Source organism: Actinoalloteichus spitiensis RMV-1378, assembly GCF_000239155.1.
In the GTDB taxonomy this organism is placed as follows: domain Bacteria; phylum Actinomycetota; class Actinomycetes; order Mycobacteriales; family Pseudonocardiaceae; genus Actinoalloteichus_B; species Actinoalloteichus_B spitiensis.
This window is the reverse complement of the sequence record NZ_AGVX02000545.1, coordinates 1-10688: the sequence shown is the minus strand read 5'-3', so window position 1 is coordinate 10688 and position 10688 is coordinate 1. Positions and strand designations below refer to the sequence as shown.

Sequence of the window (10688 nt, the reverse complement as noted above, 5' to 3'; positions counted from 1 at the left end):
CCCCGCCGGCCCCGACCCGTGCCGCCCCTCCACCCGGTGGTCGCCGGGGGCCACGAACGCTCTACCGCACGGTAACCTTCGTCCCGGCGGGGGCCGGAGATCGGACGGCCCAGGGCTCGTGAGGAGGACACTGGCGTGGGTGAGTTCGTCACACTGGAGGCCACTGCCGGGGTGGGGACCATCCGGCTGCACCGCCCACCGCTCAACGCCCTGAACAGGGTGCTCCAGCGGGAGTTGCGCACCGCCGCCGAGGACGCCGCGGAACGCTCCGACGTCCGGGCCGTGGTCGTGTACGGCGGGGAGAAGGTCTTCGCCGCCGGCGCGGACATCAAGGAGATGATCGACTCCGGGTACGCGGAGGCGTTGGCTGGGCAGCGGAACCTCGCCGCCGCGCTCGACGCGGTGGCCGCCATCCCCAAGCCCACGGTCGCCGCCGTCACCGGGTACGCGCTGGGCGGCGGGCTGGAACTGGCGCTGTGCTGCGACCACCGCATCGCCGGCGACAACGTGAGGGTCGGCCTGCCCGAGGTCCTGCTCGGGGTCATCCCCGGTGGGGGCGGGACCCAGCGGCTGGCGCGCCTCGTCGGCCCGGCCCGCGCCAAGGACCTGATCTACACCGGCCGCTACGTCGACGCGACGGAGGCCAGGGAGATGGGACTGGTCGACCGGGTCGTCGGGGCCGACGAGGTCCACGCGCGGGCGGTGGAGTGGGCCGGCCAGTTCGCGACCGGGCCGGCCGTCGCCCTCGCCGCCGCCAAGGCCGCGATCGACGGTGGCCTCGACGGCGACCTCGACAGCGGGCTCCGCCTGGAGGGCCAGTTGTTCGCCGGGCTCTTCACGACGGAGGACCAGAAGACCGGAATGCGTTCCTTCGTCGAGAACGGGCCGGGCAAGGCCGTCTTCGACGGCAAGTGACCCGCCCGCGCGGGACGACCAGGGAGGTCGACGTGACCGATCAGCTCACCGGCGAACCGGACGCCCAGCAACCCCGTCCCCACCCGCACGCCAGCGCGGAGGAGGTCGACGCGGCCTGGAACGACCCGAAGCTCGCCAACGTGCTGTACCACGACTGGGAGGCGGCCAGCTACGACGACAAGTGGTCGATCTCCTACGACCAGCGCTGCATCGACTACGCGGTCTCCCGCTTCCGGGCCGTGGCCGGTGACGTCGGCCGCCCCTACCCGACGGCGCTGGAACTGGGGAGCGGCACCGGCTTCTTCCTGCTCAACCTGATGCAGGGCGGCGTCATCGAACGCGGCTCGGTCACCGACCTGTCCCCGGGGATGGTCGAGGCGGCGCTGGCCAACGCCGACCGGCTGGGGCTGGACGTCGACGGCCGGGTGGGGGACGCCGAACGCATCCCCTACCCCGACGACAGCGTCGACCTCGTCGTCGGCCACGCCGTCCTGCACCACATCCCGGACGTCCGGGCGGCCATGCGGGAGGTCCTGCGGGTGCTCCGCCCTGGTGGCCGTTTCGTGTTCGCCGGCGACCCGACCCGCATCGGCGACTTCTACGCGCGGAGGCTGGGACGGGCCACCTGGTGGCTGACCACCAACCTGACCCGGCTGCCCGCGTTGCGGGACTGGCGCCGGCCGCAGCGGGAGCTCGACGAGTCCTCCCGCGCCGCCGCGCTGGAGGCGGTCGTGGACCTCCACACCTTCGATCCCACCGAGTTGGAGCGGACCGCGCTGGCGGCGGGCGCGGTCGACGTCCGCGCCAGCACCGACGAGTTCACCGCCGCCCTCTTCGGGTGGCCGGTGCGGACCTTCGAGGCCGCCGTGCCCCCCGGCAAACTCGGGTGGGACTGGGCGATGTTCGCCTACCGGACCTGGCAGCGGCTCAGCCGCTTCGACGAACGGGTGCTCGCGAGGGTCCTGCCCCGGGAACTCTTCTACAACGTGTCCGTGACGGGGGTGAAGCCGGACCGGCCCGTCCGGTTGCGCGGGTGAGCGCCCCCCGGCGCGGCACCGCCCGCCGCCCGCCGCACCCGTTCCACCGCCGGTGGGGCACCGAACGCTGATGGGTTACACCTTCACCCTCGACGACGTGCGGTTCCTGGCCTGCGAACGGGGGCGGGCCGCGCTCGCCGCGCTCGCCGACCGCCCGCTCACGGCGGCCACCCGGCTGGCGGACGTCGCCGCGGCCAGGTCGCTGGTCGGGGCCGAACGGGCCTCCGCGCTGCTCGAGACGGCCGTGCTGCGCCGCCGGGCCGCCGGGCGGCTGCGGTGGGCGGACGAGTGGCTGTTCACGGAGGACGCCGCGCAGCAGGCCACCGCCACCGTGGTGGCCGAACACCGCGCCCGCCGGCTCGCCGACCGCGACGTGCACGACCTGACCTGCTCGGTCGGCGCCGACCTGGTCGCCGTGGCCGGGTCGGCGCGACGCTGCCTCGGCAGTGACCTGGACCCGGTGCGCCTGGCGATGGCCGCCCACAACGCCGCCGTAGCCGGGGTGGCGCCGCTGCTGGTCAGGGCCGACGCGCTCCGTCCGGTCAGCCGGAACGCGGTGCTGTTCGCCGACCCGGCGAGGCGGGGCGCCGGCGGGCGCCGCACCTGGCGCCCGGAGGAGCTGGTACCGCCGCTACCGGAGCTGGCCGCCGCGGCCCGGGGCCGGGACCTCGTGGTGAAGGCGGCCCCGGGACTGGACCCCGACCTGGTGCCGTGGGCCAGGGAGGTGGAACTCGTCTCCCTCGACGGCGGGGTGCGGGAGGCCACCCTGTGGACCGAGGGACTGGCGACACCGGGGGTGCGTCGGCGGGCGAGTGTTCTCGGCTCCGACGGGAGCGGCTGGGAACTGACCGATGCCGATCCGGACGAGTGCCCGGTGCGGGAACCGGGGGAGTGGCTGGTCGACCCGGACGGCGCCGTGGTGCGGGCCGGACTGGTCCGCCACTACGCCGCCCGGCACGGTCTCGGTCAGCTCGACCCCCGGATCGCCTACCTGACCGGCGACCGGCCGCCCCCTGGGGTGCGGGCCTTCCGGGTGCTGGAGCACGGCCGCTACGGTGAGCGGACCCTGCGCGCCCGGCTGCGCGAACGGGAGGTCGGTCGGCTGGAGGTCCTCACCAGGGGGGTGGCCGTGGATCCCGACGCGCTGCGGAAGCGGCTGCGGCTCCGGGGGCCGGCGGAGGCGACGGTGGTGCTCACGCGGATCGGGGACACCCCGACGGCCTTCCTGTGCGAGGCAGTACGCACCTGAGGACCCGGTCGTGGACCCTGGCCGCCCCGTCGGGGGCGCGCAGCGGTCCAGGGAGCTCGCGGCCCGTCGTCGGCGCCCCCCGGCGTGGTCGGCGTCCCCTGGCGCCCGCGGCGCGACAGCACCCGGCGCACTCCGACCCCCGGGGCGCCCCTACCGCTTCGCACGGCGCTGGCAGGTCCAGGCCAGCAGCCAGCCGGTCTCGGCGAGGGCGTCGAGCAGGTACCGGTTCGAGATCCTGCCCCGCGTGACGTACACCAGGTCGACGGTCAGCAGCGTCGCGGCCGTTCCCACACCCAGCACCCGCCCCTGGCGTTCACTTTCCGGGGACCTCCCGGTCCGGACCTGGGCGACGCCGACCACCACCAGCAGGCCGCCCACCGTGTACTGCAACCAGTCGTCCACCTTGCGTGGACCGAAGATGCTCTCGAAGCTGCCCAGGCTGGCCAGCGGCCACAGGCCGCCGAGGATGTTGAAGGCGCCCTGGGCACGGGCCAGGGCCCTCGGGGACACGCGCATCGCTCCGCTCCTTCCCGACGTCTCGTCGGCCTGGCGGACCCCCGGTGGCGCCGGCGGCCGGTCGTCCGCCGTGGTGCGGTCCGCACTCTCCGGGGTTCCCCTCCGCCAGCGCGTCACGCCGGCGGATTCACCGAGGAGCGCCCCGCCCCGGTGGGACGCGGCCCGCTGGTGGTGCCGGACGGGGGCGGCGACCGGGCGGGGGGTGCGGTGGGGCGACAGTGGCCGGGCGTGCGCACCGGTGGGGTGGTCCGCCACCGGGTCCTGGCCGTGGCGTGGTGGCGGGAGTGCGGGGACCGTGCCGGAGCGGGGACGCCGTTCTCCCCCGAACGGGAGAGCCACGACCGTGTGACCTCCGTTCGCGCCGGCCCCGGCCTCGGGCCACGCTGGGGGCCTGATCCCCTCCCAAGGAGGCACCCATGTCACGACAACCCTCGCCGTCGCCCTTGGGACGAGCTCCGGTGCGCAGGGCCGCCGCCGTGGTGGGCCTGGTGTTCCTGCTGGTCGGTGTCCTGGGGTTCATCCCGGGCATCACCACCGGCTACGACGGGATGACCTTCGCCGGCCACGAGTCCACCGCGATGCTGCTCGGGGTCTTCCACGTCTCCGTGCTGCACAACCTCGTGCACCTCGCCTTCGGCGTGGCCGGCCTGGCGATGGCCAGGTCGGCGGACCTCGCCGTCGGGTTCCTGATCGGCGGCGGGCTGATCTACCTGGTGCTGCTGCTGTACGGCCTGATCGTCCCGCACGACAGCACCGCCAACTTCGTGCCGGTCAACACCGCCGACAACTGGCTGCACCTGGTCCTGGGCCTGGGCATGATCGGCCTCGGTCTCGCACTGCGGGGAAGGGGGTACCACGACCCGGCCGCCCGGCCGTCCTCCTGACGGGGCCGCGAGGGCTCACGCCCGACGCCGCCCCCGGCGGTCGCGCCCCGTATCTTCTGCGAGGTGAGCGCGCTCTGGGAGTCCCTGGTGTCAGTCGGGTCGTGGTTCCGCCGCGACCCGGAGCAGGCGAGGTTCCTGACCCGGGACTCACTCCGCTGGGTGGTCCGGAACCGCGCCTTCACACCGTGGTACCTGGTGCGCTACCTGCGCCTGCTCCGGCTCCGGGTGACGCGACCGCAGGTCGTCCTGCGCGGCATGGTGTTCCTGGACAGAGGGGTGAGCATCGAGTGCCGTCCGGGTCACGGCCGGTTGGAGCTCGGTCGCTGGGTGCACATCGGCGCGGGGACGGCGGTGCGGTGCCACGAGGGTTCCCTGCGGATCGGGGACAAGGTCGTCCTCGCCCAGCGGGCCACGGTGAACTGCTACCTCGACGTGGAGATCGGGGCCGCGTCGCTGGTCGCCGACGGGGTGTACGTCTGCGACTTCGACCACGTCACCACCGATCCGCACCGCCCCATCAAGGACCAGGGGATCGTGAAGACCCCGGTGCGGGTGGGGGAGGACTGCTGGCTGGGCACCAAGGCCACCGTCCTGCGGGGCAGCCGCATCGGACGGGGTTCGGTCGTGGGCGCCAACGCCGTCGTCCGGGGCGAACTCCCGCCCTACGCCGTCGCCGCCGGTATCCCGGCCCGGGTGGTGCGTCGTCGCGGCCCGGAGAGCCCGGACGACGGGGGCGACCAGGGCACCGGACCCGCCGAGGGTCGTCCGGTCCCGGTCCCGGCCAGCGGCGCCGAGGACATCCCGGGGACACCGGTCGCCGGCTGATCGACGGGCACCCGTGACGCCGACTCGTGGCGGGCGCGGGATCCGGACCGGTGGACCGCGACCCGCGACCCGTTCCGGTGCGAGGACCCGCCAGCGCGTCCGGGGCGGATCAGGGGCCGAACACGTTCCCCGAGGGGATCTTCGGGCGCCCCAGCACGCTGGCGGGCCGGCGGGGGGCGCCCGCGTACTCGCGCGCGGTGTCCGCCGCGATCCGGTCCCAGTCGAAGTCGGTGGCCAGCCGGTCGAACGCGGCGTCCGCCCTGCGACGGGCGGCGTCCGGGTCGTCGAGGACCTCGCGGACCGCCCCGGCCAGCCGGTGGACGTCGCCGGGTGGGAAGGAGACCCCGGTGCTCCCGTCCCGGACCACCTCGCCGAGACCGCCGGCGGTGGAGGTGACCAGCGGCACGCGGGCGGCCGCCGCCTCGAGGGCCACGATCCCGAAGGGCTCGTACCGGCTGGGGAACACGGCGGCGTCCGCCGCGGACAGCACGGCGGCCAGCTGTTCGTCGGGGAGGTGCCCCACGAACCGGACGGCCTCGGCCACCTGGTGCCGGTGGGCGTCGTCCACGAGGTCGGTCGCGTGCCGGCCGCTCCCCGCCACCACCAGCGTGGTACCCGGGTGGTGGCGGCGGATCTCGGGCAGCGCCGCGATGAGGTCCTGGACGCCCTTCTCCCACTCCAGCCGTCCGAAGAAGACCAGGGTCGCCGGCCGGGTCCTCCCGGTGGGGCCACCGTCGCACGGGGCTCCGGAACGCGGGCGGCGCGGCGCGTCCGGGGCGGCGGGAGGCCGGCCGTCGCTGGCCGTGGTACGCGGCGCTCCGCCGCTGGTCGCCGCTGCCAGGGATGGATCGGCCACCAGCTCCGTTCCCCGCCGCCCGGTCCAGCGCTGCCGGTCGATGCCGTTGTGCAGGACCACGACCCGGTCGGGGTCCACGTCGAACAGGTGGGTGACCTCGCGGCGCATCGCGGCCGAGCAGGTGATCAGCAGGTCCGCGCTGTTCGCCAGCCACCACTCGACGGAGTGCACCTGTTGGTTCAGGCTGTGCGAGAGCCATCCGCTGTGCCGGCCCGCCTCGGTGGCGTGCAGGGTCGCGACCAGCGGGACGTCGGCGGCGTCGGCCAGTGCGGTGGCGGCGTGCGCGACGAGCCAGTCGTGGGCGTGCACGACCTCCGGTCGCCATTCGCGGAGCAGCCGCGTGCCCTCCCGGACCATGACGTGCCCCATCGCCAGGGTCCAGGCGACCAGGTCCCGTTCGAAGGTCAGGTGGGGCGGGTCCTCCGCGACGCGCAGCACCCGCACCCCCTCCCGCCACTCCTCGACGGTGGGGTGGGTGGTCGCGTCGGTGCCCGCCGGGTGCCGGGCGAGGACCACCACCTCGTGCCCCTGCCGGGCCAGGCGGGTGGCCAGCGCGTGCACGTGCCGCCCCAGACCGCCGACCACGACCGGGGGGTACTCCCACGACAGCATCAAGACCCGCACCCGCCGATCCTCCCACCGGCGTCCGGACCGGCGGGGACCGCGTGGCGGGTCGTCCGCTCGGCCGACGCCCCGGCGGGCGTGGTGGATCAGTTCGCCGTGGCCGCCACGGAGGGCGCGACCGCCCCCGGCCGGGGTCCCGGGAGCCGGTCGGGGAGGCCCAGGTCGCGGGCGTCGAGGTGGCCGAAGAGTCCGTCGTGGCCCCGCAACCGCTGGGCGAGGCGCGCCGCCCCGGCCCGGTCGCCGCGCTCGACGAGGTCGGCCAGCTGGCGGAAGCGGCCGGCGTGCTCACGGGCCCGGTGGAGCGCGTAGTCGGCGGCGGAGTCACCCGTGACCATGAAGGCCCAGTCGCTGGAGACCGTCAACAGGGCCTCCCGGTCCAGTTGGTCCAACACCGGGTCGCGGTAGGGGGAGCGGCACCGGCCGGTGAGGTCGACCAGCCGCCGCTCGACGTCCCGGTTGGTGGCGACCAGCTCCGCGACCTGGTCGCCGTTCCACACCCGCCAGTCCCGGCCCACCCCCCAGGAACAGGGCGGGGGTTGGATCGCCGTTCCCGGCTCATCCTCGGCGACCACCTCGCCCAAGGTGCGCACCCGGACCCCCGCCTCCGGCAGCGTCCGCAGCACCCCCTCCAACCACTGGGGGCCCTCGTGCCACCAGTGCCCGAAGAGTTCGGTGTCGAACGCGGCCACCAGGGTGGCGGGCCGACCGGTAGCCCTGGCCTGGCGGACGAGCCGGTCCCGAACGGAGGTGACGAAGTCGTCGACGTGCGTGCTGACCCGGTGCAGGGCGCGCGCCGGATCGTAGGGGAGCTTGTCCCCCGGGGCGACGTCCCGCCCGGTGACCCTGGCCGGTTTCAGGCCGGACGGGTGGTCGAAGGTGTGGAAGTCCCGGTAGTCGGCATGACCGGGGTACCCGTCGTGGGACCACACCCGCAGGGACAGCTCGGTGTCCCTGGCGAAGGCGACCACCGGGGAGTCGCCGAGCAGTCGCACCGGGGTGCCGTCCTCGGCGAGGTCCGGCAGCGCGGCACCCTCGACCACGACGTGGGTGACTCCCTCGGCGGCGTAGTCGGCCTCCATGCCGGGCGCGTAGCCGCACTCGGGTGCCCAGATCCCGCCCAGCCTCCCGCCGAGCCGGCGCCGGCCGTCGGCCAGCCCCACCCGCAGCGCGTGCCGCCGGAACCGTTGGCCCAGCAACGGCTGGAAGGGGTGCGTGGCCGGCCCTCCCAGCACCTCCAGCGCCCCGGCCGAACGCAACCGGTCCAGGACCGGGCTGGCACCGTGCCGCCACCGCGACTCGAAGGTGTCCAGCGCCCACGCCGAGCGCCGGTACTCGGCGGCGGCCACCTCCCGCAGCGCCGGGTCGTCCTGGCGCCAGCGCCCGGCGGCGTACTGGGCGCGGAGTTGCCAGTTCCCGAGCCAGGAGTGGAACTCGCGGAGGCAGTGCGGGTCGTCGAGCTGCGCGGCGAGCACCGGGGTGACTCCGAGCGAGAGCAGGCCGCGCCGTCCCTCCTCGGCGAGACGCGCGACCACGTCGAGCACCGGGAGGTAGCTGGCGGCCCAGGCCTGGTGCAGCCACTCCTCCCCCACGGGCCAGCGCCCGTGGTGGGCCAGCCACGGGAGGTGGCTGTGCAGGACCAGGCAGACGCTGCCGATCGGCTGCCGCGCGGTCGTACTCACCGGGTCACCGTACCGCCAGAGATCACCGGGCCGACCGGGTTCGTCGGGAGGGGTGGCCGGCGCGCTGGCCACCCCTCCCGGGGAGTGGCCGTGAGCACCGTCACGTCTGGTGGCGTGCCGCCCGTCACCACGAGAGGCTACCGGTGAGTAACATGAGTGGTGTTGATGTCCACCAGGTGACGGACAGTGCCACTGTGCCAGGGGGGTGCCAACCTGGCAGGGTCATGCCCAACTGATCCGCCGTGCGCGAACACCCCGTGACCCGCAGGAGGTCGATGGAGACCATGAACATCGTCGTGTTGATCAAGCAGGTGCCCGACACCTGGTCCGAGCGGAAGCTGACGGACACCGACCACACCCTCGACCGCGACGCGGCGGACGCCGTCATCGACGAGATCAACGAGCGCGCCGTCGAGGAGGCGCTGCTGCTCAAGGAGGCGCACGGCGGCAAGGTCACCGTCGTCTCCATGGGCCCGGACCGGGCGACCGAGGCCATCCGCAAGGCGCTGTCCATGGGCGCCGACGAGGCCGTCCACGTCAGCGACGCCGCCCTGCACGGCTCGGACACCATCCAGACGGCGAAGGTGCTCGCCGCCGCGGTCAGGACGATCGAGGGCGTGGACCTCGTCGTCGCGGGCAACGAGGCCACCGACGGCCGGGCCGGCGCGGTTCCCGCCATGCTCGCCGAACTCCTCGGGCTCCCGCAGCTCACCCACGCTCGCCGGGTCGAGGTCGAGGGCACCGAGATCCGGGTGGAGAGGGAGACCGAGGACGGCATCACCCACCTCGCCGCCGAACTGCCCGCCGTGGTCAGCGTCGGCGAGAAGATCAACGAACCGCGCTACCCCTCGTTCAAGGGGATCATGGCGGCCAAGAAGAAGCCGGTGACCACCCTCGGCCTGGGTGACCTCGGCATCGACCCCTCCGAGGTCGGGCTGGCCGCCGCGTTCACCTCGGTGGTCGAGTCCGCTCCCAAGCCCCCGCGCGGCGCCGGAGAGCGCGTCGAGGACCAGGGCGACGGTGGCGTGCGCATCGTCGAGTACCTGGCAGCGCAGAAGCTCGTCTGACCCAGCGAGGAGAGGAAGGCAGTCATGTCCGAAGTCCTGGTCCTCGTGGACCACGTCGACGGTGCCGTGAAGAAGTCCACCCTGGAGCTGCTCACCGCCGCGCGCCGGCTCGGTGAGCCCTCGGCCGTGGTGGTCGGCGCCCCCGGCACCTCGGCGAAGATCAGGGAGAGCCTGGCCGGTCACGGCGCCGCCAAGGTGTACGTCGTCGAGTCGGACGCCGCCACCGACCTGCTGGTCACGCCGCAGGTCGACGCGCTCGCCCTGCTGGCGGAGCGGACCTCCCCGGCCGCGGTGCTCGTCAGCGCCACCGCCGAGGGCAAGGAGATCGCCGGCCGGGTCGCGCTGCGCACCGGGTCGGGGTGGTTGGTCGACGTCGACGACATCGCGGCGGACGGCGTCGCCACCCAGTCGGTGTTCGGCGGCGCCTACGTGGTGAAGTCGAAGGTCACCACCGGTACCCCGGTCATCACCGTGCGACCCGGCGCGATCGACGCCGAGGCGGCCGAGGGGGCGGCGACCGAGGAGGCGGTCGAGGTCCCCGTGGCGGAGGCCTCCAAGCCGGTCCGGGTGACCGGACGCGAACCGGTCGTCGCCGGTGACCGCCCCGACCTCTCCGAGGCGTCGGTCGTCGTCTCGGGCGGGCGCGGCGTGGGCAGCGCCGACAGCTTCTCGGTGGTCGAGGAACTCGCCGACGCCCTCGGCGGCGCCGTCGGTGCCTCCCGCGCGGCGGTCGACTCGGGTTACTACCCCGGCCAGTTCCAGGTCGGCCAGACCGGGAAGACCGTGTCGCCCCAGCTGTACGTGGCGCTCGGCATCTCCGGGGCCATCCAGCACCGGGCCGGCATGCAGACCTCCAAGACGATCGTGGCCGTGAACAAGGACCCGGAGGCGCCGATCTTCGAGATCGCCGACTTCGGCGTGGTCGGCGACCTGTTCACCGTGGCGCCGCAGCTGTCTCAGGAGGTCGCCAAGCGGCGCGGCTGAGCTACGCCGCTCGGTGACGAGCACCCCGGTGGCCCCGGTCGGCGTCCCGCCG

10 protein-coding genes are annotated in these 10688 nt (G+C 74.5%); 7 read left to right on the top strand and 3 right to left on the bottom strand.

From position 1 onward, the window contains the following. Window positions 1-135: 135 nt before the first annotated feature. From ACTIDRAF_RS0221445 to ACTIDRAF_RS0221435, 3 genes are all read left to right on the top strand, one after another. A complete protein-coding gene (locus ACTIDRAF_RS0221445; RefSeq protein WP_016700771.1) occupies window positions 136-915 on the top strand; it encodes an enoyl-CoA hydratase/isomerase family protein in 780 nt (259 codons plus the stop codon). A 32-nt stretch (window positions 916-947) separates the two neighbouring features. Next, complete coding sequence (locus ACTIDRAF_RS0221440; RefSeq protein WP_051313427.1) at window positions 948-1952, top strand: class I SAM-dependent methyltransferase; 1005 nt, start codon at window positions 948-950, stop codon at window positions 1950-1952. Window positions 1953-2022: 70 nt separating this feature from the next. Next, entirely contained in the window at window positions 2023-3201 is a 1179-nt protein-coding gene (locus tag ACTIDRAF_RS0221435) for a THUMP-like domain-containing protein (RefSeq protein WP_016700769.1), read from the top strand. 150 nt (window positions 3202-3351) lie between these two features. On the opposite strand, the gene ACTIDRAF_RS0221430 is transcribed toward ACTIDRAF_RS0221435, so the two are convergent. Next, window positions 3352-3717, bottom strand: coding sequence for a hypothetical protein (locus ACTIDRAF_RS0221430; RefSeq protein ID WP_026066359.1), 366 nt, complete (start codon window positions 3715-3717; stop codon window positions 3352-3354). Window positions 3718-4133: 416 nt separating this feature from the next. Here ACTIDRAF_RS0221430 and ACTIDRAF_RS0221425 point away from each other — a divergent pair, with 416 nt between their 5' ends. Next, window positions 4134-4601 (top strand): DUF4383 domain-containing protein, encoded by a 468-nt coding sequence (locus ACTIDRAF_RS0221425; RefSeq protein WP_211215399.1) that lies wholly within the window; start codon window positions 4134-4136, stop codon window positions 4599-4601. Window positions 4602-4664: 63 nt separating this feature from the next. Then, window positions 4665-5426 carry an acyltransferase gene (locus ACTIDRAF_RS0221420; RefSeq protein WP_016700766.1) on the top strand — a complete coding sequence of 254 codons (762 nt, stop codon included), beginning with the start codon at window positions 4665-4667 and terminating at the stop codon, window positions 5424-5426. A 109-nt stretch (window positions 5427-5535) separates the two neighbouring features. Here ACTIDRAF_RS0221420 and ACTIDRAF_RS35135 read toward each other — a convergent pair whose 3' ends face one another. Both ACTIDRAF_RS35135 and ACTIDRAF_RS30350 read right to left on the bottom strand, forming a co-directional pair. Beyond that, window positions 5536-6906, bottom strand: coding sequence for a glycosyltransferase family 4 protein (locus tag ACTIDRAF_RS35135; protein ID WP_016700765.1), 1371 nt, complete (start codon window positions 6904-6906; stop codon window positions 5536-5538). 86 nt (window positions 6907-6992) lie between these two features. Beyond that, window positions 6993-8585, bottom strand: coding sequence for a 1,4-alpha-glucan branching protein domain-containing protein (locus tag ACTIDRAF_RS30350; protein WP_157163188.1), 1593 nt, complete (start codon window positions 8583-8585; stop codon window positions 6993-6995). Window positions 8586-8869: 284 nt separating this feature from the next. On the opposite strand from ACTIDRAF_RS30350, the gene ACTIDRAF_RS0221405 reads away from it, so the two are divergent. Next, window positions 8870-9652 (top strand): electron transfer flavoprotein subunit beta/FixA family protein, encoded by a 783-nt coding sequence (locus ACTIDRAF_RS0221405; RefSeq protein ID WP_026066358.1) that lies wholly within the window; start codon window positions 8870-8872, stop codon window positions 9650-9652. A gap of 24 nt (window positions 9653-9676) precedes the next feature. Beyond that, on the top strand, window positions 9677-10636 hold the full coding sequence (locus ACTIDRAF_RS0221400; RefSeq protein WP_016700762.1) for an electron transfer flavoprotein subunit alpha/FixB family protein: 960 nt from the start codon (window positions 9677-9679) through the stop codon (window positions 10634-10636). Window positions 10637-10688: the final 52 nt, after the last annotated feature.

What these genes read in the sequence shown, in the direction of transcription:
- ACTIDRAF_RS0221435 (WP_016700769.1), top strand. Translation starts at nt 2,023, where the DNA reads ATGGGTTACACCTTCACCCTCGACGACGTGCGGTTCCTGGCCTGCGAA.
- ACTIDRAF_RS0221430 (WP_026066359.1), bottom strand. Translation starts at nt 3,717, where the DNA reads ATGCGCGTGTCCCCGAGGGCCCTGGCCCGTGCCCAGGGCGCCTTCAAC.
- ACTIDRAF_RS0221425 (WP_211215399.1), top strand. Translation starts at nt 4,134, where the DNA reads ATGTCACGACAACCCTCGCCGTCGCCCTTGGGACGAGCTCCGGTGCGC.
- ACTIDRAF_RS0221405 (WP_026066358.1), top strand. Translation starts at nt 8,870, where the DNA reads ATGAACATCGTCGTGTTGATCAAGCAGGTGCCCGACACCTGGTCCGAG.
- ACTIDRAF_RS0221400 (WP_016700762.1), top strand. Translation starts at nt 9,677, where the DNA reads ATGTCCGAAGTCCTGGTCCTCGTGGACCACGTCGACGGTGCCGTGAAG.